The organism is Parasphingorhabdus halotolerans, assembly GCF_012516475.1.
Classification (GTDB): Bacteria; Pseudomonadota; Alphaproteobacteria; order Sphingomonadales; family Sphingomonadaceae; genus Parasphingorhabdus; species Parasphingorhabdus halotolerans.
Genome location: NZ_CP051217.1, coordinates 2,966,993 through 2,993,635 on the forward strand (window position 1 = coordinate 2,966,993; position 26,643 = coordinate 2,993,635).

Annotated in this window: 24 protein-coding genes; 13 read left to right on the top strand and 11 right to left on the bottom strand. The window is 52.8% G+C overall.

Translation table 11 applies throughout. From position 1 onward, the window contains the following. The 5 genes from HF685_RS14555 to HF685_RS14575 all read right to left on the bottom strand — a co-directional run bounded on the left by HF685_RS14555 (nt 1) and on the right by HF685_RS14575 (nt 5,406). Nucleotides 1-549 carry a hypothetical protein gene (locus tag HF685_RS14555; protein WP_168820605.1) on the bottom strand — a complete coding sequence of 183 codons (549 nt, stop codon included), beginning with the start codon at nt 547-549 and terminating at the stop codon, nt 1-3. A 73-nt stretch (nt 550-622) separates the two neighbouring features. Next, nucleotides 623-856: a hypothetical protein gene (locus HF685_RS14560; RefSeq protein ID WP_168817457.1), complete on the bottom strand. Its 234-nt coding sequence runs from the start codon at nt 854-856 to the stop codon at nt 623-625. A gap of 3 nt (nt 857-859) precedes the next feature. Continuing rightward, entirely contained in the window at nt 860-2,233 is a 1,374-nt protein-coding gene (locus HF685_RS14565; RefSeq protein WP_168820606.1) for a class II 3-deoxy-7-phosphoheptulonate synthase, read from the bottom strand. 121 nt (nt 2,234-2,354) lie between these two features. Beyond that, entirely contained in the window at nt 2,355-3,521 is a 1,167-nt protein-coding gene (locus HF685_RS14570) for a cell wall hydrolase (RefSeq protein ID WP_246218646.1), read from the bottom strand. Nucleotides 3,522-3,954: 433 nt separating this feature from the next. Next, nucleotides 3,955-5,406, bottom strand: a complete 1,452-nt coding sequence (locus HF685_RS14575) for an MATE family efflux transporter (RefSeq protein WP_168820607.1) — start codon at nt 5,404-5,406, stop codon at nt 3,955-3,957. A gap of 52 nt (nt 5,407-5,458) precedes the next feature. On the opposite strand from HF685_RS14575, the gene HF685_RS14580 reads away from it, so the two are divergent. From HF685_RS14580 to HF685_RS14590, 3 genes are all read left to right on the top strand, one after another. Next, nucleotides 5,459-6,694 (top strand): DUF2891 domain-containing protein, encoded by a 1,236-nt coding sequence (locus HF685_RS14580; protein ID WP_168820608.1) that lies wholly within the window; start codon nt 5,459-5,461, stop codon nt 6,692-6,694. A 224-nt stretch (nt 6,695-6,918) separates the two neighbouring features. Further along, the gene (locus HF685_RS14585) at nt 6,919-7,854 is read left to right on the top strand and encodes a sensor histidine kinase (RefSeq protein WP_168820609.1); all 936 of its coding nucleotides are present in this window, start codon (nt 6,919-6,921) and stop codon (nt 7,852-7,854) included. A gap of 2 nt (nt 7,855-7,856) precedes the next feature. Next, a complete protein-coding gene (locus tag HF685_RS14590; RefSeq protein ID WP_168820610.1) occupies nt 7,857-8,579 on the top strand; it encodes a LytR/AlgR family response regulator transcription factor in 723 nt (240 codons plus the stop codon). A gap of 10 nt (nt 8,580-8,589) precedes the next feature. Here HF685_RS14590 and HF685_RS14595 read toward each other — a convergent pair whose 3' ends face one another. From HF685_RS14595 to HF685_RS16145, 4 genes are all read right to left on the bottom strand, one after another. After that, a complete protein-coding gene (locus HF685_RS14595) occupies nt 8,590-9,630 on the bottom strand; it encodes a CaiB/BaiF CoA transferase family protein (protein WP_168820611.1) in 1,041 nt (346 codons plus the stop codon). Nucleotides 9,631-9,729: 99 nt separating this feature from the next. Beyond that, entirely contained in the window at nt 9,730-10,140 is a 411-nt protein-coding gene (locus HF685_RS14600) for a PilZ domain-containing protein (protein WP_168820612.1), read from the bottom strand. Nucleotides 10,141-10,358: 218 nt separating this feature from the next. Further along, nucleotides 10,359-10,769, bottom strand: a complete 411-nt coding sequence (gene dksA, locus HF685_RS14605; RefSeq protein ID WP_246218841.1) for an RNA polymerase-binding protein DksA — start codon at nt 10,767-10,769, stop codon at nt 10,359-10,361. Between the two features lie 828 nt (nt 10,770-11,597). Continuing rightward, a complete protein-coding gene (locus HF685_RS16145) occupies nt 11,598-12,689 on the bottom strand; it encodes a hypothetical protein (RefSeq protein WP_211051237.1) in 1,092 nt (363 codons plus the stop codon). A 328-nt stretch (nt 12,690-13,017) separates the two neighbouring features. On the opposite strand from HF685_RS16145, the gene serS reads away from it, so the two are divergent. Both serS and surE read left to right on the top strand, forming a co-directional pair. After that, nucleotides 13,018-14,301: a serine--tRNA ligase gene (gene serS / locus HF685_RS14620; RefSeq protein ID WP_168820613.1), complete on the top strand. Its 1,284-nt coding sequence runs from the start codon at nt 13,018-13,020 to the stop codon at nt 14,299-14,301. Further along, on the top strand, nt 14,301-15,068 hold the full coding sequence (surE, locus tag HF685_RS14625; RefSeq protein ID WP_168820614.1) for a 5'/3'-nucleotidase SurE: 768 nt from the start codon (nt 14,301-14,303) through the stop codon (nt 15,066-15,068). The genes serS and surE overlap by 1 nt, the downstream gene beginning before the upstream one ends. 3 nt (nt 15,069-15,071) lie before the next feature. Here surE and HF685_RS14630 read toward each other — a convergent pair whose 3' ends face one another. After that, nucleotides 15,072-15,494, bottom strand: a complete 423-nt coding sequence (locus tag HF685_RS14630) for a DUF6640 family protein (protein WP_168820615.1) — start codon at nt 15,492-15,494, stop codon at nt 15,072-15,074. 172 nt (nt 15,495-15,666) lie between these two features. Here HF685_RS14630 and HF685_RS14635 point away from each other — a divergent pair, with 172 nt between their 5' ends. From HF685_RS14635 to HF685_RS14645, 3 genes are read left to right on the top strand one after another with little or no spacing between them, the layout of a single operon-like run. Further along, nucleotides 15,667-16,734: a M23 family metallopeptidase gene (locus HF685_RS14635; protein WP_168820616.1), complete on the top strand. Its 1,068-nt coding sequence runs from the start codon at nt 15,667-15,669 to the stop codon at nt 16,732-16,734. 5 nt (nt 16,735-16,739) lie between these two features. Continuing rightward, on the top strand, nt 16,740-17,804 hold the full coding sequence (locus HF685_RS14640) for a potassium channel family protein (protein ID WP_168820617.1): 1,065 nt from the start codon (nt 16,740-16,742) through the stop codon (nt 17,802-17,804). Next, nucleotides 17,797-18,501, top strand: a complete 705-nt coding sequence (locus HF685_RS14645; RefSeq protein ID WP_168820618.1) for an alpha/beta fold hydrolase — start codon at nt 17,797-17,799, stop codon at nt 18,499-18,501. The genes HF685_RS14640 and HF685_RS14645 overlap by 8 nt, the downstream gene beginning before the upstream one ends. Here HF685_RS14645 and HF685_RS14650 read toward each other — a convergent pair. Next, the gene (locus HF685_RS14650) at nt 18,498-18,908 is read right to left on the bottom strand and encodes a DUF1761 domain-containing protein (protein ID WP_168820619.1); all 411 of its coding nucleotides are present in this window, start codon (nt 18,906-18,908) and stop codon (nt 18,498-18,500) included. The genes HF685_RS14645 and HF685_RS14650 overlap by 4 nt on opposite strands. A 116-nt stretch (nt 18,909-19,024) precedes the next feature. Here HF685_RS14650 and rimO point away from each other — a divergent pair, with 116 nt between their 5' ends. The 5 genes from rimO (at nt 19,025) to HF685_RS14675 (ending at nt 26,587) form a co-directional block, all read left to right on the top strand. Continuing rightward, nucleotides 19,025-20,389, top strand: coding sequence for a 30S ribosomal protein S12 methylthiotransferase RimO (gene rimO, locus HF685_RS14655; RefSeq protein WP_168820620.1), 1,365 nt, complete (start codon nt 19,025-19,027; stop codon nt 20,387-20,389). Between the two features lie 351 nt (nt 20,390-20,740). Beyond that, complete coding sequence (locus HF685_RS14660; RefSeq protein WP_168820621.1) at nt 20,741-21,886, top strand: GGDEF domain-containing protein; 1,146 nt, start codon at nt 20,741-20,743, stop codon at nt 21,884-21,886. A gap of 122 nt (nt 21,887-22,008) precedes the next feature. Continuing rightward, the gene (locus tag HF685_RS14665) at nt 22,009-23,541 is read left to right on the top strand and encodes a flavin-containing monooxygenase (protein WP_168820622.1); all 1,533 of its coding nucleotides are present in this window, start codon (nt 22,009-22,011) and stop codon (nt 23,539-23,541) included. A gap of 69 nt (nt 23,542-23,610) precedes the next feature. After that, on the top strand, nt 23,611-25,122 hold the full coding sequence (locus HF685_RS14670; RefSeq protein ID WP_168820623.1) for a flavin-containing monooxygenase: 1,512 nt from the start codon (nt 23,611-23,613) through the stop codon (nt 25,120-25,122). Between the two features lie 43 nt (nt 25,123-25,165). Continuing rightward, a complete protein-coding gene (locus tag HF685_RS14675; RefSeq protein WP_168820624.1) occupies nt 25,166-26,587 on the top strand; it encodes a leucyl aminopeptidase family protein in 1,422 nt (473 codons plus the stop codon). Nucleotides 26,588-26,643 lie beyond the last annotated feature (56 nt).

The following is a 26,643-nucleotide window of genomic DNA, read 5'->3' on the forward strand; positions in this document are numbered from 1 at the left end:
TTATTCAACACCAGTTCGAGAGCGCGTTGAGCTTTTAGGCTCCAAGCCATTGTTTGCACCTAGGTCTGAAAGCGCGGCATCGACCAAATGGGGCAGAGACGTGTCCATTGTACCCTTGCAGTGATATTCGGCGGCTTTTCCGGAATAGAAAATGCTCCCATCTATCTGGTTGAATATGTCCACGGAGAAACGATGCTCCTGATCCAGACAAGATTGCAATGGTTTGTTTTTTTTCGGGCCGACCAGTGTTTTTCCCGGTTGTTCGCCTGTTGATATCGCGATTGATGCAGGCCGGTCAGCCAGCGCTATCTGGACTAATAGTGACGCAACCTTGGCTTCGCTATAACCTTCATTCAATAGTTTTTGGCTAACCAGTGATTTTGCCAAACTGTAGGTTTGATTATTCTGTTCCAGGTTCTCAGAGAACATAAACTGTTTCGGCACAGACCCCGACGCCGAAGCCCGGGTTTCGATACGCGTTTCTATAGGCCCAGCACAGGCAGATAAAGTTACCAGACAAAGCGGCAAGAAAAAGGAAAGACGGGTCATAGTGCTCCCGGGCTAAACCAAAGTTGTCGCTATAATAGAATGGCGGCGACCGAAAGTCACGAATTTTGGAAATTCAACGCGTCAACACAAAATATATTACATAAAGCCAAGACAAAAAGCCGTGAATGATAGCCCAGACAACAGATTGATGGCTGGTGAAACTGATCACTATTGCCAGCGCGCTGCCAAAGCCAACGCCATTGCGGACGATTTCTTTGCGAACATAAGTAGCGCCTCGGTTCATCGGCGATTCTCCCGGTGCATAATCTTCTGTGCGCATCCGTTCTGGCTTGATCCTGTTGGGCATCGGTTACGCTGCCTCGCGGGCCCGCTCCGCCAGCTCCTGATTGAGCATTTCTGCAAGCAGGAAAGCGAGCTCCAGAGATTGGGCTGCATTTAAGCGTGGATCACAATGCGTATGATAACGGTCGCCCAGAGCAGCGTCAGTAATAGCCACCGCGCCGCCAGTGCATTCCGTTACATTTTGTCCGGTCATCTCGCAATGAATACCGCCCGCAAATGTCCCTTCCGCACGGTGCACTGCAAAGAAGCCCCGAACTTCAGCGAGAATACGATCGAACGGACGTGTTTTATAACCGCTCTCCGCTTTGATCACATTGCCGTGCATCGGATCACAGGACCAGACTACAGGATGGCCTTCTGCCTTCACCGCACGCACGAGTGGCGTGAGACCAGTCTCAACTTTGTCATGGCCAAACCGCGAGATAAGTGTGATCCGCCCGGCTTCGCGGGCCGGATTAAGTGTATCAAGCATTTGAAGAAGGTCATCGGCCTTGAGCGAAGGACCGCACTTCATGCCGATCGGATTACCAATGCCGCGCAGAAACTCGACGTGAGCAGAGCCTTCAAAACGTGTGCGATCGCCAATCCAGAGGAAGTGCGCGCTGGTGTCATACCAGTCACCGGTCAAGCTATCTTGGCGCGTGAGGGCTTCTTCGTAGGGAAGCAGCAAGGCTTCGTGGCTGGTGTAGAACGATGTTGCCTTCAATTGTGGCACGGTATCAGGATTTATCCCGCAGGCTTCCATAAACGAAAGGGCCTCACCAATCCGGTCCGCCATCTCTTCAAATTTCTTCGCCCATGGGCTGCGGCTCATGAAATCGTGCGTCCAGCCATGCACCTGTTTGAGATTGGCGTAGCCACCGGTCGAAAACGCGCGGAGCAGATTCAATGTAGCCGCCGCTTGGTTATAGGCGCGGACCATGCGTTCAGGATCGGGCTCTCGGCGATCAGCGTCAAATTCGATGCCGTTGATAATATCGCCCCGATAGCTTGGCATTTCTAAGCCATCCTGCACTTCGGTTGGTGCGGAGCGCGGTTTGGCAAATTGCCCCGCCATGCGGCCCAATTTGACCACCGGCATCTTCGAGGCGTAGGTCAGCACGACCGCCATCTGCAAAATCACGCGAAAAGTATCGCGGATATTATTGGGATGAAACTCGGCAAAACTCTCGGCGCAATCGCCGCCCTGCAGCAGAAAACCTTTGCCCTCTGCAACTTCGGCAAGTTCTTTTTTCAGACTGCGCGCTTCACCGGCAAATACCAGCGGAGGATAAGTACCCAGCAGGCTTTCAGTTTCCGCAAGCTTCGAGGCATCACGATATTCGGGCATTTGTAGCCCTTCAAAATTTCTCCAGCCGTTTGGCCTCCAGTTCGTCGCCATGAAAGCGCACTCCATTTATTTCACCTAAAATCGGGTGCCTTTAGGCGCGATTCAAGAGCTAAAGCAAGCAAAAGCGCGGGATGGTTGCGTTCGAAACTAGCTAATCACAATAATCGCAAGCTTAGCTTCCCGGCCGTTTTTTCCAGGTTCCTGCATCGCGATACTCTGGTTTAATCTGGCTAACGTCCGGAAGTTTTTGCCCGGCGTAAGCTTTGTCGCCACCTCTGGCCTGGGCTTCTTTACTGTAGCTCGGTGTCTGGTAGTTCTTGGGAGCGCCAACATTCAAGTTAGGTAATGGGAGCGAATGGCGACGTGCGTTGTCTGCTGCAAGAGCCGACGCCTTTTCAGACTGTGCCGCCTCTGTCTGGGCTTTTTTCAGACCTGCTTCATAGGCTTTTTCAAGCGAAATTGGATCAAGTACCGATGCTGGCTCGGGGCTGTATTTCTGCGGTTTTGGTGCTGGAAGCGGTTCACCACCGCGATATCGTTGGCTGAATGCGCTCGCTTTGCCAGCACTACCCTTCCAACTATAAAACCGGTGCGCGCCGATAGTTCCCAGAAATCGCAAGCTGGGAGCCCAATAGGGATAAACATAGGTTGCGTGATAGTGCGTAGCGGTGCCAACGGGCGAGGCCATTTTACCGGATAGTGCGTAAGCCGCAACCTTGCGCGCACGATTCCATCCAAATTTCGATGGTTTGCGGCGCAGTGAACCATCGCAAGTGTAAGAAAACTGGCAACCGGTGCGGCGTTCGCTACCTTGATAGATAACGCCGCAGACGGTACCGGGGTAGCTCGGGTGGCGCGCGCGGTTCAGAATGACTTGAGCGACCCCGCGTTGCCCGGCATCGGGTTCCATCGCAGCTTCATAATAGATTGCTTGTGTTAAACACTGAAGCGCACGGCTGTTGTCGGTCAGCGATGCGTTGAACGATATGGGTCTGATCAGATTGTTGGCCACTGATTGATCTTGGTTTGCGGTCAAGCCATTTGCAGATGCAATGCCAAGAGCGTCTGTCGGTATGCCATCATCAGGATTGCTCGAGGGATCAAGGCCAAGTGCACCATAGTTCTGCGGGATCGCATAACCGGGATCAATGAAGTAAAATGCGGAGCCAGCGAAATTCTCTTCTGCTCGTTCAACCGATTCCAGATTGGGATCGCTGGGATTGAACTGACGGGCGTCGACGCTGGCTTGCGGCAAAGTGGCCGGAACCATGATCAGGCTGAAGAGTAGCAAACCCAATAAAATACGCTCGCGGACATTTAAAACCAGCCATTTTGGCATAACCAGTTTCCAGTTTTTGAAAACAGGTGGATTCTTTATTTGTGGAGCAAGTGTCGTTAGGCTGTCGGCGGCAAAAGCTGGAGCCTTTGTTATTTGCTCCTGTGTTATTTGCTCCTGCTGTGCAGGCAGCGCAGGCTCTGGATGCGAGAACACGTAGCCCGCCGGTCCGGCGAGAGCCGGAGCAGAACCACCCAAAGGGGGACATAGGGAGGAGGAACGCGCACCGAAATTTTCTAACACCACCAAGTAGACGCCCAACCGGGCAGGAAGCGCTGTTTATAGCCGTTTTGTGTTAATTGTATTTATGTAGAAAACACGCTGTATCAATTTGAGACGGGGCACCGTTAGTGGTTAAATGGTTAACGCAGCTTTTCTGCGGAAAATAGCAGCACGATATAATTTGTGTAATAAAAGCAATATGCTGACGGGGTAATCAAAAAGGTGTGATTACCGGTTTTTCAGCGTTTGGATCGTGATGTTCAACCTCTTGACGGGTCACCAGATTGCGCGCGACGACATAACCAATGATCCCGAACAAAATTCCACCTATGCCCGGACCGATCACTACGCCGTCCAACCCGTATAGCTTGTCGCCAAGCCAGAGAAATGGGATTAATCCGATTGTGTTGCGTGCCCAGTTCATCATCATTGACCAGCGCGGCCGCTCGAGATTATTGCAAGCGGCATTGGCGATAAACAACATCCCGTTGAAGAAGAAAAGTGGTGTCAGAACGACCGCAAATAGCCAGAATAAATGCCGCCCTTGCGCTTCGAGATTGAAGAGGTCGCTGATCGGGTCGTTGAACAGATAAAGCACGGGCCAGATTAGCAACGTATAACCAAGCGCGAAACCCATGGCTTGCTTTATCGTCAGGCGTATCCGGTCAAATTGCAGCGCGCCGAAGTTTTGTCCGATAATCGGACCAATGGCGCCGGACAGGGAAAACAAAAGGCAGAATGCAACCGGGACAATCCTCCCCATTACGGCAAATGCCGCGACTACTTCATCGGAATATCCCGCGATATAGCGATATGAGATGAACCCGCCGACGGGTGTCGCCACATTGGTCAAAATAGCCGGCAGCAGTATCGCGAATATGGGCTTAATATCCTCATTAAACCAGTCGCTACGAAATTTTTCAAACCCGCCATATTGTTTGAAGATCGGAAAAATCGCGACGACCGCAGAAACCATGGCCGCGCAGCTTGTGGCCATGGCCGCGCCGTTCACGCCAAGATCGAGCCCAAAGATGAAGATGGGATCGAGAACTGCGTTCGTAATTCCCATGCTTAGCGTCACATTCATTGCCCGTGCTGCTGCGCCATGTGCACGCAGAAACCCTGAGCAAACCATCGCAGCCACGCTAAAAGGCATGAATGGCGAAACAATCCGGATATAGCCGATGGCTGCGTCCTTCGCGGTTCCGGAAGCCCCAGCGAGGTCCAGAATTTGCGGGGCAAAAACAAAGAAAATCGTGGCGAGCGGAATGATCAGCATCATGCTCAAAACCAGGATATTGGTGAGATACCGTCGGGCATAACCTGCTTCACCGCGGCCAATTCGCCGGGAGGCGAGGGCGCTGGTGGCGATCATCAGTCCGATATTAAATGCGGTACCAAAAAACAGGATCGTAGCAGCAAATCCCATTGCTGCCGTGAGAGCACTATCGTCCAGTTGCGCAATGTAGAGCAGATCAACGAAGTCGACGATGAACATTGTCAGCAGGCCTACACTTGCTGTCAGCGTCATCACGGTGATGTGCCGCATCGGGCTGCCAGTAAGAAATATAGCGGGCTGGGTGGCGATGGTTTTGATCCTGTTGCCTGAATTTTGGCCGGAACTGGCAATTTGTAAAGAGCCGATCGCCCTATAGCGTTTTGCCATTAGGTCAATTCCTCTCTATTGTGAAAAAGGAATCAAAAAATGGAAATTGAAAATGCGCTTCAGCCTGTTGATCATCATCTCTGCAACATTGGCGGGCTGTTCGATCAAAACCGACGAGGAAGACAAAAATGAGGAAACACGGGGCTATTTCGAGAGGAAGAATGTAGCCCCAGATCCGGCCGATAACGCCCGTTTACCGCGCAAAGTGGAGCATACGTTTGCCAGGATCGCGCTGGATTGCATAAACAAGCAATATCCTAATAAAATCAGCCATGTTTTGACAAGCCGGAACGATGTTGCGGAACCATCCAAATTGACGCCGGTATTCTATGGCTGTTTTGACTGGCATAGCGCGGTGCATGGCCATTGGCTGCTAACCCGGCTGTGGGGTCAAAATAGCGTTGCAGACATGGATTCCGAGATAGAAGCAGCGCTGGATGCGAACTTCACCGCAGACAAAATAAAGGGTGAAGTAGCATATTTCAGCAATGAAGACCGTAAGGCATTCGAGCGCCCCTATGGGATCGCGTGGTTTTTGCAATTGACTGCAGAACTGAAAGAGATTTCCGTTGGGGAAACGGAGAAGGCCGAGAAAGCGCAGCTTTGGCTGGGCAGGCTTAGGCCTCTGGAGACCATTATCACTGATCGGATTAATGATTGGGTTCCGAAGCTAGCATATCCGATCCGGTTGGGTACCCACAATCAGTCTGCGTTTGCCTTTGGCCTTTTCCTCGACTGGGCCCGAATAAGCGGCAATGTCGGGATGGAAAAACTCATCGTCGATAAATCGCTCGCGTTTCATCGCGCGGATAAAAACTGTCCTTTGTCCTATGAGCCGTCGGGCGAGGATTTCCTTTCTCCCTGTCTGATGGAAGCCGATTTAATGCGACGGATTATGCCGCAACAGGAATTTGCGGCATGGCTTACAACGTTCCTGCCCAACATTCCAAAAGACGGGTCGGGCGACTGGTTGGCCATCGGGGTTGTTAATGATCCCACCGATGGAAAGCTTGTGCATCTCGACGGCGTCAATCTTTCCCGCGCCTGGGCGCTGCAGGGTATTGCTTCGGCTTTGCCACAGGACGATCCCCGTGTCGGGGCGCTGATTGCGTCGGCCAACCTGCACGGCAATGCCGGAGAAAAATCCGTCAGTACGCCGCATTATTCTGGTAGCCACTGGCTTGCCAGTTTTGCGACCTATTTACGGACGCAGCGCGGGATCTCCAGTCAAAATACGCAGGTCGCACCGGCGCCGGTGCCCACTAGACCCTCTGCTGATAGTGAATAAAGTTGATGATAGACTCCTTGTCCTTGCGTCAAACACCTAACGAAGCACCGCCTAGAACGCACTTTTTTTCAAAACTCTTTCCGCTTCATTCGGACATCGCGATAAAAACTATCGCATTTGTCTGGAGCATTCACCTTATTTACGCCGTCGCCCGTATGGTGATTTCCGGTGCACCGGTTGCATGCATAAATTTTGGACAACAATCGATAGTCACCGGCCTTTCGTTGATTCTGACCTGGTGCCTCTATCGTGTCCTTATTCTGACAGACAAGGGAGACAACGCCGCTTCGGTTCCGCTGCTTACTATCCCGCCGCTGTTATTGGCCATTATCGTTACTTATGTGGAATGGAATATTGTCCCACAGGTGACCATTCTCCAGACTGCGCCGAGCATCATTCCCGAGAACAGCGTAAATGGTCTGCCATATTTTGACGCTGTTTTTGTTCGCTATTTGCTATTTGCTGGCTGGGGAATCTTGTTTTGGTCGGTTGTCCGCAATCGATCGATGAAACAGACTATGGGCAATAATCGGCGTCTGGAAAAAGTGACGCGAGAAAGCGAGATTAAAGCCTTGCGTTTCCAACTGAACCCGCATTTTGTGTTTAACGCGCTAAACTCGGTTAGCAGTCTGATTGTTGAGAATAAAAACCCGCAAGCCGAGAAGCTGGTGGACGGGTTGGCTGATTATATGCGCGACGTGCTGACATTGGGTGATGGGCAATTTGTTACTATAGAACAAGAAATTGCTCAACAAATACGTTATCTTGAGATTGAAAAAGTGCGTTTTCCTAACCGCTTGCATTTTGAAGCGACGGTCAGTGAAGTTGTCCGCGAGTGGACAATCCCGGCGCTAATTATCCAGCCGCTGATCGAGAATGCAATAAAATATGGCGTGGCAAAGTCGACCAGTCCGGTCAGTATCCTGATTGATGCAAGACTGGTAGACGGAAGGTTGAACTTAAGCGTATCAAATAACGGACGGATGATAATCGGTGCAAATGCTGATAGCGGCACAGGCACCGGTCTGATCAACGTGCGCGAGCGACTGGCGGCGATTTATGGTTCGACCGCTGCTTTGATAACTGGCAACAGCCGTGCCAATATGATTACGGCATCTATTGTAATTCCCGGCGAATCTCAGATTCTGCAAGATGCGTAGCGATGCCAGTAAACGGTAATCTCAATATTCTAATCGTAGATGATGAACCATTGGCATGCCGGCGATTGCAGGTTTTATGCCATCGCATTGAAAGTATCGCCCACGTTGCCGTCGCAGCCAGCGGAACGGCAGCCTTGCAACATATCAATGATAATTTACCGGACATCGTGCTGCTGGATATTGATATGCCAGATATTTCGGGTGTAGAGATCGCAGATCATTGCCAACAGATGGAAAGCGCGCCGAAGGTCATTTTTACCACTGCACATAGCAGATATGCTGTGCAGGCTTTTCGGCTGGAAGCGGTTGATTATCTGTTGAAACCGGTAAAAGAAGTCCTGTTGATAGAGGCTTTGGCGAGAGCCGGCGAAAAATTGCAGCGCGAAAATAGAAAAGCCGCACCTGACCATAGCTTATGGGTTCGGGACGGTGAGACTTCTCTGCAGATTAGATCCGCTGATATTGAACGGATAGAAGCAGAACGCGACTATATGCGTCTTTGCCTGCCTGGTTGTAGCTATCTCATCCATGAATCGATGTATTCCCTGATCAAGAAACTGCCGCCGGACATGTTTGTTCGCGTGCATCGGTCAGCCATGGTGCGCCGCGACATGATCGGTGAAATCCGCAGGAAAGGTCGCCGTCAATACGCCATACTCATTGACGGAAACCAGGTGCCTATCGGTCCGCGCTATGCCGATGCTGTGGTCACCGTCGCAAGATGAGTGCATTTACCTACTCTGGTGGCGTGGGCTTTTCTGACACTGTTACGGAATAACGCGGCGCCGGTGCTGGCTGCAAATAGCCGCCGACATCGACAAAAGTCTCGCGCTCCACATTATGCGGATGTTGTTTCGCTTCTGCCAGCGAAAGCACAGGCGCAAAGCAGATATCCGTACCTTCCATCAAAGCGCACCACTCATCGCGAGTTTTGGTTTTAAACAAGGCAGTCAGCTTTTCCTTCAGCGGAGCCCACATTTTCGGGTTCATTTGCGCGTCGAAGTCAGGGTCGTCCTGCAAGCCAGCCACTTTGCGTAACTGGGCATAAAATTGTGGCTCGATGGAACCAATGGATACATATTTGCCATCATCGGTTTCATAGCTATCATAAAAATGCGCGCCCGTATCCAGCAGGTTTACACCGCGCTCATCCTGCCACTGACCTATATTGTGAAAATCGAAAATCATCGCCATCAAAGCCGCAGATCCATCGGTCATTGCGCAATCGACAACCTGGCCAGTGCCGCCGGTTTTGGCGTGTAACAGCGCAGACACCATGCCAAAGGCGAGCATCATGCCACCACCGCCGAAATCACCGATCATGTTTATCGGCGGCGTCGGCTTTTCACCTTTTCGACCAAATGCGTGTAGCGCGCCGGAAACCGAGATATAGTTGATGTCATGACCCGCAGCATGCGCCAAAGATCCATATTGTCCCCAACCTGTCATACGACCGTAAACGAGAGCAGGATTGTCCGCTAACAACACGTCGGGGCCAAGCCCGAGCCGCTCCATGACACCGGGGCGGAAGCCTTCGATCAGGCCATCGGCCTTCGCAACGATATCCCGTGCTTTTTGAATACCATCTGGTGATTTGAGATCTATTTCCACCATCTTGCGCGATCGAGACAGTGCTAATCGTCCGTCCGGCGCCCCACCGGGACGGTGCAAAACAGTCACATGCGCGCCTTGATCGGCCAGCATCATACCGCAGAAAGGCCCTGGGCCAATTCCGGCAAATTCGACGATGTTAATTCCAGCAAGTGGTCCAGGCATAGCGGGCTCCGTATTAATCAGTTGATTAAACGGTCCTATGCAGGGGGCGATCGGTAATCAACCCTGTATCTTACTAGTAATGAAGACGGGCGACTTTGACTAGCGAGGACCCTGTCCGTGTTTCAGCGGCGTTCTTTTCGCGGCATGCTGTTTTAAATATCGCGGCAATTCGAGTTTGGATTGACCGACTGGTTTGCGTGCCAGTTTCGGATCAATGGCATAGTCAAACGCTACACCAAAACGGCCTTGCGCCACCCAGGCGACATATCCTGAAACTTGGCCGATGTTGCGCAGTTCCAATTCTACCTTGTCGCCGCGTTTTGCTCTGACGGGTGCTTCAGCCATCAAACCACCCGCGGAAAGATTGCGGATACGGACTTCGCCGCAGTCATCGCCGTCTACAAACTTAAGGTTAGCCTTCAGGAAAAGGCTATCACGATCAAGCTCGCGTTTCGCCTGTCCACTGGTTTGGCTGTTTGGCCCCAGATTTTCGTCAAATGGCTCTCTCATGTGCATCCCGCGTTTCAAATTGCAAAATATTTTGCTTCGAAAGAGAGAATAGGACCAAAAGGATGGAAATTTGGTTAATTTAATATGCTATTGGGCTGATTGTAAATGGACGTATCATTTATTTGATAGCCGAATGGCACAATGAATGTGGCTGACGCACCGTGATCTAGCTGCCAGGGGCCAATTTTCTAGCTGACCTTTTTCTCGCAGCAATTGCGTTACTGGTCGCGAGAGATTTTCTCGTTCCGTTCGTGTGCTTCCTGTGCTTCAACTGTCATTGTGGCAATGGGTCGGGCTTTGAGGCGTTCCAGAGAAATTGGTTCTCCGGTCACTTGGCAATAGCCATATTCACCCTCCTCTATCCGGCGCAACGCCGAATCAATTTTAGACGTCAGCTTGCGCTGGCGATCTCGGGTCCTCAGTTCCAGTCCCCAATCGGTTTCGCTGGATGCGCGATCATTTAGATCGGCCTCCTGGATTGGGCCATCTTGCAAATGAGCGAGCGTCTCTTTCGATTCTTCAACAATTGATTTCTTCCACTGTTGAAGCGCGTTTTTGAAATAAGCCTGTTGATATTCATTCATGAACTCTTCGTCTTCGCTCGGTTCATAGCCCGCTGGAAGATCAATATTATGTGCAGAGCCCTTATCGGACCGGGATTTGTTCGCTGAATTTTGCTTTGCTGACGATGCCAATTTACTCTCCATCATCTGAGCCCATCTGTTAAACCGAATATCGAAATATCGGCGGTAATGGCGCGCCTATAACCATGGCTTGAATGCGAGACAAGGCGCAAAATGATGCCAGCACGAGAAACTTTTCAGTGGTTTGGCCGGGCGCTGGAATAGCATGCGCTAGAGAGTGAATTTGCGCTTTCGTCATTCCCAATATGGATTCAAGCAACGTAGGAATTGTTCAAAAACAACGCGATCTGGCAATAATCTAACTGGAAATGGTCTCAATTCGGGACATTAACTCTGCTTGGTGATGCGCTCGCTAGGTTTTTTGAATTTTTCTTGATGGAATCAGGGTTAACGCAATTGTGATTAACTCTTTCTTCTGCGCTTTTGGTTCATGTCCGGAATTCGGAAAGGGCGATCCAAGCATATTCATGGATCTCCGTAGAAGGTTCCAAAGCGGAAGAGAGTAAATACTATGTCGGTACGAATGGCTTTAGCAAAATTATGTGCATGCACATGCGGTGGCGCTTTAATCGGCGGCGGTGCGGTTCATGTAACAGAAGCTCCAGCGGCACCCTATGTTCAAAAAGCATCATCGCAAAAGAAAATTCGCGGTCGTGTTCTGAAACAGGGCGCTTCAGCGCGCAAAGTTAAACGGACCCGCCGCACGGTTACGACCAAGACAGTAACGGCATGTGCGCCGAGCGTTGTGACCATTGCTCAGGCACCGGCACCGCAACCTATTCCGCTTCCACAATATATTCCGCCTCCACCTCCTCAGATTCCTGTGCTTGAAGGTGGCGGCGGCAGTGTTCCTGTCGTAATTGGTGGCAGCGGCGGCGGTGGCGGCGGCTTTGGCGGCGGCTTCTTCGGAGGTTTCTTCGGCGGCGGTGGCGGCGGAAGTGGCGGCGGAAGCGTTATTATCTCTTCGACCAGCAGCGGCGGCTCGACCAGCACCTCTTCGGGCGGTAGCTCGACTAGCGGTGGTTCAACTTCGACCTCGACAGGCGGTTTTTCCAGCACCGGCGGTTCAACCTCTACCTCTACGGGTGGCTTGACCAGCACTGGCGGATCCACTTCGACCTCTACTGGCGGCTTTTCAAGTACCTCAACCGGCGGTTCGACGTCAACTTCATCGGGCAATATTTCCAGTTCAACCGGTGGTGTCAGCACTTCAACGGGCGGCGTTAGCACCTCAACGGGCGGTGTGAGCACTTCAACCGGCGGCGTTTCAACGTCCACCGGCGGTGTCAGCACCTCGACTGGCGGAAGCAGCAGTTCTTCCAGCAGTTCTAGCAGTTCAAGCTCATCGAGCAGTTCTTCCAGCTCGTCTGGCGGTAGCAGCGGTATGACTTCTAGCGGCAATACATCGAGTGGCATGACTTCCAGCGGTAACACTTCCAGCGGCCACCCTGGTGGTTCTTCCGGAAACACCAGCACGGGCTCTACTGGTGGTAGCAACGGCTCAAGTGGGAGCTCCGGTTCGTCGGGTAGTTCAGGAAGTTCAGGAAGTTCCGGTTCATCCGGCGCTAGCTCTTCGAGCAGTTCGTCTTCGGGTAGTTCAAGTTCTTCCAGCTCTTCGGGTGGCGGCTCTAACGGCAGCACCGGCTCTTCGGGTAGCAGCGGATCATCGGGTGGATCAACCTCGACCTCTTCCGGCGCAACCGGGGGCTCTTCGAGCTTTGGCGGCAACAGCACGTCATCGGGTAGCTCCTCCACCTCATCTTCGAGCAGCGGTTCCAGCACCTCTTCCGGCGCGAGCAGCGGCGGATCAACCGGCGGCTCTACTGGCGGAACGGAAGTTCCAGCGCCTCCAGTGGTCCTGCTCTTCGGTGCAGCAGCAGCGGCAGTCTTTGCCCGCCGCCGCAAAGCGAAGAAGCTGATCGACGCTTAAAAGCGACAACATAGTCCAATCAGAGAGCGGCCGGAGAAATCTGGCCGCTTTTTGATTTTTTGTTGCGATCTGGCGAATCGATGCTCTGGACCTGATTGCTCTTGGCGCAATTTCATCATCGGGCTTCGAAGTTGACAAAGGTGCCGCGCAGCGACGGTTGAACAGGTGATGTTGGATTGATCGTTGCCAATGTTGGAAATTATGTTGCGGCCCGGACCCCAATGTTGGAAACAGCCTTAGCTTGCTGACACCATTGCGATTGATACTTGAATGAAATCAATCCGCTCGGCATAGGCTCTGGTCATGCATGATCTAAAATATATCCGGGAAAACCCTGCCGATTTTGATGCGGCGCTTGCGCGGCGCGGTGCCGGTCCGATTGCCGCCGAAATACTCGCTCTGGATGAGGAAAACCGCGGTATCGCGACCGAACTGCAGCAAGGCCAGGCCCGGCGCAATGAAGCTTCAAAAGCTATTGGCAAAGCCAAGGCGCAGGGCGACGAAAAAACCGCTCAGACACTGTTGGCCGAGGTTGCAGCTCTGAAAACGGATCTACCAGCGTTGGAAGAGCAGGAGCGTGAAGTATCTGCAAAGTTGCAGGTTGTGCTCGCTGCGTTGCCCAATGTGCCAATGGATGATGTTCCCGTCGGAGAGGATGAAGATGGCAATGTCGAGCTGGAGCGATGGGGAACACCGCGCTCGTTTGATTTTGCGCCAAAGGAACATAGCGATATTGGCCCAGCGCTTGGACTGGAGTTTGAAACGGCGGCGAAAATGTCGGGCGCGCGATTTACCTTTTTGCGCGGACAGATGGCTCGGTTGCAACGGGCGCTTGCGCAGTTCATGCTCAATCACCAAACCGGCGAAAACGGTTACACCGAGTGCGCGCCGCCGTTGCTGGTGCGTGACGAAGCTGTATTTGGTACAGGCCAGCTGCCGAAGTTTGCCGAAGACCTCTTTCAAACGACTGACGGTCGCTGGCTTATTCCCACTGCGGAAGTCAGCATCACCAATAGCGTCCGCGAAGAGATTTTATCCGAAGCCGATCTTCCCATTCGCCTGACCGCACTGACGCCCTGTTTCCGTTCCGAAGCTGGATCGGCCGGACGGGATACCAAGGGCTATATCCGCCAGCATCAGTTTGAGAAGATTGAACTGGTTGCGATTGCCCGTCCGGAAGAAAGCGACGCCGAGCACGAACGGATGACCGCTGCGGCGGAATCGATTTTGCAGGCGCTGGAATTGCCTTATCGAAAGATGCTGCTTTGCACCGGTGATATGGGCGCAACGGCGCGCAAAACCTTTGATCTGGAAGTCTGGTTGCCGGGGCAGGATAGTTACCGCGAAATATCCAGCATCTCCAATTGCGGAGAATATCAGGCGCGCCGGATGAACACCAGATTTCGCCCCGAGGGTGAAACAAAGGGAACGCAATTTGTGCATACGCTCAATGGCTCTGGCCTTGCGGTTGGCCGCACATTAGTCGCGGTTCTCGAAAATTATCAGCAGCAAGATGGTTCTGTCACGATCCCGACCGTGTTAAAACCCTATATGGGTGGGATTGAAAAGCTGGAGCCTGCAACCTGATGCGCATTCTTCTCACTAATGACGATGGTTTTGATGCACCGGGCATGAAGGTGCTGCTCGATATTGCGCAAACGCTTTCCAATGATTTGTGGATCGTTGCGCCTTCGGAAGAGCAATCCGGCGCTGGCCATTCGCTGACTTTGACGCGACCGCTGCGCATCCGCCAACGTGGCGATCAGCAATATTCGGTTGATGGCACGCCGACCGACAGCGTGATGATGGCAGTCGCTAAAATCATGAAGGACGGACCGCCTGATCTTATCTTGTCCGGTGTCAATCGCGGCGCGAACCTGGGCGAAGATGTGACCTATTCCGGCACTGCCTCTGCTGCCATGGAAGGTGCATTGGCGGGAATCCCGTCAATTGCGCTGAGTCAGGCTTATGCCCGCGAAGATATGGGTAATGATGTGCCATTTGATGCCGCTCAAAAATGGGGCGAGCGGGTGTTACGGCCGCTGATCAAGCGACGCATGGACCACCGGACATTGATGAATATCAATTTTCCGGCTCTTCCCGCTGCGGATGTCAAAGGTGTGCGCGTTGTATCGCAAGGGATCCGCGATTATGGGCGGCTTCAAATTGTCAGCAACCGAGACCCGCGCGGGTTTGAATACCATTGGTTTGGACTGGGTCCGATGGTCGAGACACCTGCGCACAGCACCGATCTGGAAGCGATTGCCGAAGGCTATGTGTCAGTAACACCGTTGCACCTTGATCTCACCCATTATCAATCGATGGATACACTCAAGACCCTTTACGGGGATTAACGCCTAGCGTCTTTCCGGTTCCACCCAGATTATGGCCATCGCGGTGATCTGAAGGACCGCAGCAATGCCGAAAGAAAGTAGATTACCGTCCATTCCCAGTATCGAAATCTGATGTGCAGGATCAGCCAGTTCTCCGCCAAACAGACCTCGCGTTGACGTTGTAATGAAAAAACCGCCGAGGATAATCGCGCCCAAAATGGATGCTATTTTCAATTGCCTGCGCTTGTTGCGCGCGGGGCTCCAGACCAGATAGATAATATAGGCTGCAAGCCCCGAACCGACGGTAAGCAACCATACCATGTGAAAACGGGCGTGCGGTGGCCAGGCTTCATGGAAAACATGACTTTCGGTAAAGTCTACAATCGGCGGGATCAGTCCATATTGGATGGCAGCTATGGTCAACAAAATACGGGCGATATTGATCATGATAGTTCCCGGAAATATTGTGTGATCGCATTGTTTTCAGAGTTTTCGGATGAGAAACTTACACGATAACCACGGTTTTACAATTGTCTGGGCACAGTAAGGCTGGCAAGTCGGCGATTTGCTGCTACTAAGGCGGTTAACCAAGGCAGGAGTTGGCGTTAGCGGGGCTTTCATGCGTAAGATTATGATCCTTATTTTGGCACTGGTCGTGTCTGCATGTATTCCGCCGGGCCGTGATTACAGTTGGCCCCAGAATGACCCTGCTCCAACGCTGGAAACCGACAATGCGGTTCTTGGACAATATCGAGACACTTCTGCTCCCGATCCAGCACAGTCCTCGACATGGCAATCGCGCGCTGTAGCGCCCAATGCCGTGTCTGTGGATGGCGGCATATATGTCGTTCAACCTGGTGATACGTTGCGCGGCATCGCCAATAAAACAGGTGCCGGATCACAAATTATCGCGGCCGAAAATGGATTGGTAGAGCCCTATATCATCAAGCCGGGCCAACAGCTTAAAATCACAGGTGGGAAATATCACACGGTAAATTCTGGAGAGACCGGCATTTCCATCGCGCGTGCCTATGGTGCGCCCTGGAAAGAAGTGGTTGCTCTCAATGGCCTCGAAGAACCGTATATTTTGCGGGTTGGCCAGAAATTGAGGCTTCCCGCCACTACTCCGGCTGATCCTGCGAATATGTCAATCGAACAGCGGGCTGCGGCTTTTAGTCTTGATATTGATGATTTGGTAACAGGCAGCCAGCCTGCTTTGGCCGCTAACGCATCCGGCGAAGAACCTTCGGAATGGCGCAAGACGATTGCGCCCACCCAGGCTGTTGTGGTGCCAGCCGGTTTTACTGGCCGTTTCAACTGGCCTGTGTCGGGCAAATTGCTCTCCAGTTTCGGCAGCAAGGGCGGTGGCAAGGTCAACGATGGCCTCAATATTGCGGTCCCGGCCGGAACGCCTATCCAGGCGGCTGGTGACGGAGTGATCGCTTATGCTGGCGATGAAATCGGCGTGTTCGGGGGTTTGGTGCTTATCAACCACGGCGATGGCTGGGTCACTGCTTATGGCCACGCTGCTTCGCTGGACGTTGCGCGCGGTCAGAAAGTGAAAATGGGCGACGTTATCGGAACCGCCGGGGAAAGCGGCTATGTAACCGAGCCGCAATTGCATTTCGAGATCCGCAAGGATCGCAAGCCGGTTGATCCGGCAGCCTATTTGCCCAAGCGCAGCTGAACAACATGGCTCGACCCAAAAATATTAAAATTTCCGATTATGTCACGCTAAAGCGTGAATCGCGCCTGCCGATCTGGCTGGATGTGACGCTTCGGGTGGGCTTCGTTCTCTTTCTGATTGGTGCGGCGATTGCGGTCCACTATTTTGATCGCAACGGGTTGCAGGATAGTTATGATGGCGATGTCAGTCTGATTGATGTCATCTATTTCACCATGATTTCAATTACGACGACCGGTTATGGCGATATTGCTCCGGTTACCGAGCGCGCCCGGTTGTTCGATGCGCTGGTGGTGACGCCGATCCGTATTTTTGTCGTGCTTATCTTTGTTGGCACGGCCTATAACTTCGTACTCAAGAAAACCTGGGATAGATGGCGCATGAAACTCATTCAAAGCAATTTGCAGGACCATATCGTAATTGCCGGTTTTGGCACTAGCGGCAGCGAGGCGGTGGCAGAATTGCTTGCTCGCGGAACAAAGCCCGAAGAAATTGTGGTGATAGACCAATCCGACGAAGCCCTTGCTCTGGCCGAAAAAATGGGCTGCGCGGTGATCAATGGCGACGCCACGCGTGATGGCGCCCTGATGGATGTCAAGATTTCCCGCGCGCGATCGATGATCGTGTCTGCGGGGCGGGATGACACCAGCATATTGATTGTGCTGACTGCGCGCCATCTCGCCTATCATCTGCCAATCAGCGTTTCGATCAAGGCAGCCGATAACGAACTCCTCGCCCGACAGGCCGGAGCGACCACAGTGATCAATCCCGTGAGTTTTGCCGGTCTGTTGCTGGCGGGGAGCTGTGAAGGCGCGAAAATATCCGATTATCTCAGTGATCTTGCGTCTGCCACGGGCCGTGTAAAACTGGTCCAGCGCAGCGTGAAGGATGATGAGGTCGGCATGGCGATGAATGATGTCGTCAAGGATGGTCTCGGCGTTCGGATATATCGCGGTCAGGACGTTTATGGTTTCTGGGAAAATGAAGTGAAACTGCTTGAAGCCGGTGATATCATTGTAGAAATTATTCCCGGCAACGGCGCTTATAGTCCTGCCGATGAAGAATATGACTGACGCACGTGAGCCGGTCATTTCAGCGCGACGGCGCCGGTGGAACCAATTTCGAGAATTTGTTTTTCCGCTGGATGCGCTGAAGTTTGCTGCTCAATCGCCGATGCTGCTGGGCGCACCGCGTGGAGATGGCCGACCGGTGATGCTGCTTCCAGGCTATTATGCAAGCGAGCTTTCGATGCGGCCGTTGCACGGATTTTTGAGCCATCTCGGTTACGCCGTGTCGCAATGGGGACTGGGCCGGAATATGGGGGACGTTGCGACATATACAAACCAGCTTGCCAAACACTTCGACAACCAAGGCGGCGCTCCGGTGACGATGATTGGCTGGAGCCTCGGGGGCGCAATTTCACGCCGGCTGGCCCGGGAACGGCCCGACTTGGTGCATGAGGTGATCACGATGGGAACGCCCGTTGGCGGTGTGCCGCGTGACGGGGTTGCCGGTCAGCGATTTTCGCGCGACCGAGACACAGACATGGATGCACTGGAAGCGCAACTGCACCGGCGCAATCTCGTCCCGATCACTCAACCGCTAACCGTAATCTACAGCGAGAGTGACGGCGTTGTGAGTAGCGATATTGCGATCGACCATTACAACGCCCATGCCCGTCATATCAAGGTGAACAGCACGCATATGTCCATGGGCGTCAACGCTGAAATATGGCGAATTATTGCCGATACCCTAGCCAGCGAGGCCTAACCCAGCCAGGCGTGAACAGTGCCCATTGCGATATAGAACAACAGCCAGTAACCGGCATCGATGAAGAACAATGCCTTGCCCTTCTGCGAGAACAGATAATTGGTACCAATCGCAGGAACGATAAAGCCCAGCGCCACACCAAATGCGGTCAGCACTTTGACCGCAAAGCTGAAGTCCGTGCCGTAGCTCGCGAAAGTGTGCGCCAATGTCCATGAGGCGAGCAGGCTGAACGCAAACGCGCCGCCATAGATCATCCCCATATTGCCTTCTTTGATCTGGTCTTCGGACAGGCCAACCGCGCCCATCCATTTTTTGCCCATGATTGGCCCGTACCAAAGCCCGCCAACGAGAAAGCCCATTGCCGCTGCGGCCACCACCGCGATCCAGTTTACATCAAAAATATTCATCCCATCCTCCCCAGAATTGCGAACATGTCGTTATTACACTGAAAATCGGTGAAAATCCAGAATACGCGCAACTGGGCGTGACTCCCTTGCCAATTGGGCGTAAGGGCGCAGCCGATATGGCAACTACTATTCCCTCGCCGCCCAAAGTGGGCATGGTCTCGCTTGGCTGTCCCAAGGCCTTGGTCGACAGCGAACGCATCCTCACGCAACTAAGGTCCGATGGCTATCAGATGTCCGCCGACTATGCGGGTGCTGATGTGGTTCTGGTTAACACCTGCGGTTTTCTGGACAGCGCCAAAGAGGAAAGCCTGGACGCGATCGGCGAAGCAATGGCCGAAAATGGGCGAGTTATCGTCACTGGCTGCATGGGAAACGAAGCCGATGTAATCCGCGCTCGCTTCCCCGACGTGCTGGCGGTTACCGGCGCGCATCAATATGAAGATGTGGTGAGCGCCGTCCATGAAGCGGCTCCGGCAGCTCGCGGTGCGTTTGTTGATCTCGTGCCTGATGCAGGCCTGAAACTGACTCCGCGCCATTATAGTTATGTGAAGATTTCAGAAGGCTGCAATCATCGCTGTTCATTTTGTATCATCCCGTCCTTGCGCGGTGACCTGGTATCACGACGCCCCGATGCGATCTTGCGCGAAGCCGAAAAACTGGTCGCGGCGGGCACCAAGGAATTGCTGATTATTTCGCAGGATACATCGGCCTATGGCGTCGATATCAAGCACAAACCGCAAATCTGGAACGGGCCGATTGGTCAGGGCCGCGAAGTGCGCGCGCATATGACTGATCTTGCCGAAGCGCTCGGCGAACTGGGTGTGTGGACGCGGTTGCACTATGTCTATCCTTATCCGCATGTCGATAAGGTCATCCCCTTGATGGCTGAAGGCAAGATTACACCCTATCTCGACATTCCGTTCCAGCATGCTGCACCCAATGTGCTCAAGCGCATGAAACGCCCGGCCAATGAAGCCAAGGTTCTGCAGCGCGTGAAAAGCTGGCGTGAGATTTGCCCTGATCTTACGATCCGTTCGACCTTTGTGGTCGGCTTTCCGGGAGAAACCGAAGACGATTTTCAATATCTGCTGGATTGGCTGGACGAAGCCCAGCTTGACCGTGTTGGCGCTTTTCGTTTCGAGCCGGTTGAAGGGGCTGCCGCCAATGCTCTCGACGGAGCCTTGCCAGAAGAGGTCAAGGAAGAGCGCTACCAGCGCCTCATGGAAAAAACCGCCGCAATCAGCACCGCGCGCCTTGCCGCAAAAGTGGGGCGGACCCTGCCAGTCATCATCGATGAAATCGGAGAGCCGGACGAGGATGGCGACCTGGGTGCAACCGCGCGCTCACAGGCCGATGCGCCGGAGATTGACGGCAATGTCTTCCTCCGCAATGTTAGCGCGCAACTGGCTGTGGGCGATATTGTTGATGCCGTGATCGAAGATGCTGACGAGCATGATTTATTTGGTGCCTGCGCTGTTTAGGCGCAGGCTTTATTCACTTAGATTTCACGTCTTTGGCGAGTAATTTTTAGTCCTGAGACGCGGAGTCAGCTTCGACCTTGTCTTCCGGCTTTTCACTCTTCTCCGATTTTAGGCGAAGCGAAGCGGTATGAGTCGCTGCCGCATTGCCAAATTTGAAAAAATCGCTGACAGATAGTTCTGGCTGCTTGTTCATAGGTTTCCTCGCGCGTTAAACACCACCATTTAGTGTATGATTAATATAATACACGAAGACATTTTCCGCAAGCGCGGAATTCGCAATTAACGTGATATTTACCATGTTATTGCAAACACTTCCGGTCCTCTCATCTTGCGACCGGAGCTATCCTGACTTTGAACCCGCTACTGAATAAAATCCGGCAATATTGGCATCACGCAAAAACAGCGACAGGTAGCGATGTGCCTGCGGATATTCTTGATGATCTGGTACAGCTTCAGCACGAACGGGTCGGCGCGCTTATTCCGGTGCTATATTTCGCAATAGCGTTAATCACGGTTGTTGCGGCGGCAGCATCAGGAGACGGCTTTGACATCGTATATCACATCATTCTGCCTGCCGGTTTCCTCGGCATGGGTATTTATCGCTCGCTGGTCTGGCATCGCCGTAAATCGCAACCAGTGGATGTCAAACAGGCAAGTGCGCAATTGCGATCAACGACCATATTGGCGCTGGTCGTCGGACTGGTTGGCGGCCTGTGGACCGTCGATGCCTATTATGAAACGATCGAAGCGCGCCGGGTACTCGCACCGGTGTTTGTCTTTATGATAACCTTTGCCAGCGCGATTTGTCTCAATAGTCTGCCCCGCGCAGCGATTGGAGCGATGGTTGCCGCGCTGACCGCACCAACTGTCGCGATGATATTGTCTGCTGACGCTGGCATAAGGGCGATGGGGATCAGCCTGATGATCGTCTCGCTTCTCATGATCGGTCTCGTGATCAACAATTTTGCCGAGATGGTTAGCGGTCTCAAATTGCGTCTGGAACTGAAACGGCTAGCCGAGACGGATTCGCTCACAGGCCTCGCAAATCGCCGTGCGTTTACCGCGAAGTTCTCGGAATTGCTGGACGGCGCGGACGCAGATAATCCAGTGGCTGTCTTGATGATTGATCTCAACGGCTTCAAAAGTGCCAATGACCGGTTTGGCCATGCCGCGGGGGATTCAATCCTGATAGATGTAGCAAAACGGTTGATGGGCCTTTGCGCCAATGCTGATTGCATCGCGCGATTGGGCGGTGATGAATTCACAGTTCTATTCTCGACGCGAGGCAAGCGGGAGCACTACATCGAGCAGAAAAATGCGATCAGCAAGCTGCTCTCCATGCCTTATACCTGCGGCGATGAACAAGTTTTCATCACGGCTAGCTCGGGTTTGGCGTGGAGCAGATCGGATGGCGATACAGTATCAATGCTGCTCAACCATGCTGACAAGCAGCTTTATCGCGAGAAAACCGAACTCTACGACCGCCGCAAAGCCTGACGATTTAACCCGGCCTACGACGTCGGGGTCATGATGTGGGCCATTATTAATCGCCCGATTAAATTGTCATTTGCAACCTTGCACGCTGAATGGCATAACGGCTGCGTCTTTGGAGAGATGATATGGCTACACAGATCGCGGAAAAGAGCATTTCAACGCCAGAATCAGTCGACGTCCTAATCGTCGGAGCCGGAATATCCGGTATTGGCATGGCAGTTCATCTGCGCGACAAATGTCCGAACAAAAGTTTTGCAATTGTCGAACGCCGCGATGATATTGGCGGTACATGGAACCTGTTCCAATATCCCGGCATACGTTCCGACAGCGATATGCATACGCTGGGTTATAAATTTGAACCGTGGACCGAGCAAAAGTCGATTGCCGACGGCCCCTCGATCATCAACTATCTCCACCGGATCAAGAATAAAAATGATCTGGAGAAGCACATCCATTTTGGCCACAAGGTGCTCTCCGCCAGCTGGTCGAGCGAAGATGCGCGCTGGAGCGTGGTCGCCGAGAAGGCGGACGGCTCGACCGTCACCATGCACGCCAACTTCCTCTATATGGGCGCGGGATACTATGATTATGACAACCCCTATGACGCGCAGATAGAGGGGCTGGCCAATTTCGAGGGCGAGGTGGTGCATCCGCAATTCTGGCCCAAAGACCTGGATTATGCCGGCAAGAAAGTGGTGATTATCGGCAGCGGTGCGACGGCGGTGACCATTGTACCGGTGCTGGCTGAGAAGGCCGCTCATGTGACGATGCTGCAGCGCACGCCGACCTGGTATGCCTCCGCTCCGTCGAAAGACTGGATCGCCAACACATTGCGAAAGATCATGCCCGATAAATGGGCCTATCGCATTACCCGGTTCAAGAATGTGAAGATGCAGGACATCACTTTTAAAATGGCGCGGGACAAGCCGGACAAGATCATCAAAAAGCTCGAAAAGCCGATGAAACGGGAGCTGGGCGACAAATATGTGAAGGAAGATTATACGCCGCCCTACGGCCCGTGGGAGCAGCGGCTTTGTCTGGTGCCCGATGGCGATATGTTCAAGGCAATTGCGGCGGGCACGGCCGATCTGAAAACCGGGCATATTGCAACGGTGACCGCAAGCAGCATCACCCTGAAATCCGGTGAGATACTGGACGCGGATATTATCGTGACCGCGACGGGGCTCAAGCTGGCGGTGGCCGGCAAGGTGAAGTTCAAGGTTGACGGCAAACCGGTCCAATGGCCCGATCATTACTATTACAAGGGCTGCATGTTCTCTGACATTCCCAATATGGCGATTGTGTTTGGCTATCTGAACGCCAGCTGGACGCTGAAAGCGGATATTGTGTCGGAATATGCCTGCCGGGTCCTCAATCATATGGACGCAACATCGACGCGGATCGCCAATCCGGTGCTGGGGGACAAAGAGCTGGAGCAGGAGGAATTGTTTGACTTTTCCTCCGGCTATATCACCCGCTCGCTGAGCGAACTGCCGCGCAACAGCACTGCGATGCCGTGGAAGCTCAATCAGGATTATCTGTTCGATAAAAATGTGCTGCTGAAGGAAGCTGTCGATGATGGCGTGATGCAATTTTATGGACCCAATAGTGTCGGCGCAGAAATCCAGGAGAACGAAACGCTGGAGGCGGCCGAGTAATTGTACGGAACCAGCAGAACCAATGCAGAGACTTGATTATTGACATCATTGTAAGTAAGACGTTTTCCGATGGATGAAAATATTGTAGACGTGTTGATCGTTGGTGCTGGTTTATCCGGCATTGGCGCTGCTGTTCACCTTTCCAAAAGGTGCCCAACCAAAAGTGTTGCGATCGTAGAAGCGCGCGCCGGTTTGGGCGGAACGTGGGATTTGTTCAAATATCCCGGAATTCGCTCCGACAGCGACATGTATACACTGGGATATAATTTCAAACCGTGGACGGCACGAAAGGCTATCGCTGATGCCCCGTCGATCATGCGCTACCTTAATGAAACCGTCGACGAATATGGTTTGCGTGGCAAAATCCGCTTTAACAGCAAAGTTGTGGATGCAAGCTGGTCGAGCGCAGAGGCGTTATGGACCGTAACGTTAGAACACATAGATGGATCAGCCAGCGTCATCCGCTGTAATTTCCTTCATATGTGTTCAGGCTATTATAGCTATCAAGAAGGCCACAACCCAGATTTTCCGGGGAAATCGGATTTTGCGGGGCAAATTGTCCACCCCCAATTCTGGCCGGAAAGTCTCGACTATGCCGGAAAGAAGGTGGTGGTGATCGGCAGTGGTGCGACTGCCGTGACGCTGGTTCCGTCTATGGCCAAAAAAGCTGCGCACGTTACGATGCTCCAGCGCTCCCCCACCTATATTGTGTCGCTACCCGGCGAGGATAAATGGGCATTGCGGTTCAGAAAAATCTTGCCAAGCAAAGCTGCTTATATGCTGACGCGTTGGAAGAATGTGCTGTGGGGGCTGTTCACGTTCAATCTGGCGCGCACCAAACCCGGAGTTTTCAAAAAGAGATTGCTCGACATGGTGCGCGAGGAGATGGGCGAGGGTGTTGACATGACCCATTTTACGCCAAGCTATAACCCTTGGGACCAGCGGCTATGCCTCGTTCCCGACAGCGATTTATTTGCGTCGATCAAATCCGGCGAAGCATCCATTGTGACGGATCATATCGAGAAATTCACGAAAGACGGCATATTACTGAAATCCGGCAAGCTGCTGGAGGCCGATATCATTGTCACGGCCACCGGCTTGAAAATGCTGACCGGCGGCAGCGCTGCCATCAGTGTTGATGGTGAACCGGTCGTTTTCGGTGAAAAGATAAACTATAAAGGCGTCATGTTCTCAGGCGTTCCCAATTTCGGGATGACCATGGGCTACACCAATGCCAGTTGGACCTTGAAGGCAGATCTGACGAGCGAGTATGTCTGCCGATTGATTAACTTCATGGACAGGAACGGGACCTCAATTGCGACCCCGACGCTTCCTTCAGATGGGTCGATTGGTACGGAACCCATGCTTGATTTTACCTCGGGCTATGTCCAGCGGGCGATCAAGGATTTGCCCAAGCAGGGAACACGCAAGCCCTGGCGTCTCAACCAGAATTTTCCCAAGGACATCATTAACCTGCGCTACAAGAAAGTGGACGATGGCGAAATGGTCTTTTCAAAGGCTGCTCCCGTTATAAGTGACGACCCCCAGCCGGTGCCTGACAAACAGCCCGTGGCGGCATAAATAGCATCTCGCCTTCGGTTTATTAGAAGTCTATAGGCGGCTGATGACCGACTTTAAATCATTGGTAGAAGCTGACAAAGGTCAGCCGGCGCGGACCATCCAGATATTGGATGTGAACATTTTTGAAGCATGGTTGAAAGACCAGCCAGAAAATATTCGCAGCATTGTTCGCGGTTATCGCTTTGTCGCCAATCCTGAATCCTATTTGTTGTTGCCTTGCATCGGCACGAAAGAAATATCCGACAAAACCGAGCAGGGTGATTTTACGCTTGTCGCAGGCGTGATTGATCACAAGAAACTTGATCCCTGGGCGCTTGCAAAGCTTGGCGGAAGGCTTCCCGAGGGCAAATATAGATTAGCAGACACCAGCGCCAGGGATGCGTTGTTCGGCTGGATGATCCCGCAGCATGAATTTGACCAATATAAAGAACTGCCCGACCGGCAAGGGCCCAGCGTGCTTCTCGTCAAAGATGAAATTTCGCAGGTTGAAGAGGCCGTGCGGCAGGCAGAAGCCACGGCTTTGGTGCGTGATATGGTCAATACTCCTGCTGCAGATATGGGACCGGACAAGCTGGAAGAAATATCGCAAAAGCTGGCCGAACAGCATGGCGGCGAGCTGATAATCACGCGCGGTGATGCGTTGGAAAAAGGCTTTCCGATGATTCACGGTGTTGGCAAGGCGGCGATGCGGCAACATGCGCCGCGTCTTATTGAGATAAAATGGGGCAAGGAAAACCATCCGAAAATCGCAATTGTCGGCAAGGGCGTAACGTTTGATACTGGCGGACTGTCGATGAAGTCACCAGCCGGCATGTTAATCATGAAAAAAGACATGGGCGGCGCTGCCCATGCGATTGCGCTGGCAAAGCTGATCATGGAGGCAAAACTGCCGGTGCAGTTGCATTTGTTGGTTCCAGCTGTTGAAAATTCGGTTGATGGCACCGCTCTTAGGCCTGGCGACATATTGGATAGCCGCAAGGGACTAACGGTCGAAGTTACCAATACCGATGCGGAAGGTCGTCTCGTGCTTGGTGATGCGCTCACGTTGGCCGGAGAAGAAGAGCCAGAGCTAATCATTGACTTTGCCACGCTTACCGGCGCGGCGCGTGTTGCCTTGGGTCCCGATCTTCCAGCCATGTTCTGTACTGACGATGATATGGCCGAAGGTTTGCTCACGGCTGGCGAAACGCAGGATGATCCGCTTTGGCGGATGCCGCTTTGGAAGCGCTATGACTATATGCTCAACAGTTCGATAGCGGATTGCATCAACAGCGCTGCGGGATCTTTTGGCGGTTGCATGACCGCAGCGCTTTTTTTGAAGAAATTTGCTCCGGATAATGTGCCATGGGCCCATTTTGATACCTATGCGTGGCGACCCGCCAGCAAGCCTGGACGGCCAAAAGGCGGAGAGGCGCTCGGTTTGCGGGCGAGCTGGACTTATCTGAAAGAACGTTACGGCAGCTAGGTTGCGTCTACACTGCTTGATAAGCAGCATGCTTGTCGTCTAAAGGCGATCCACTG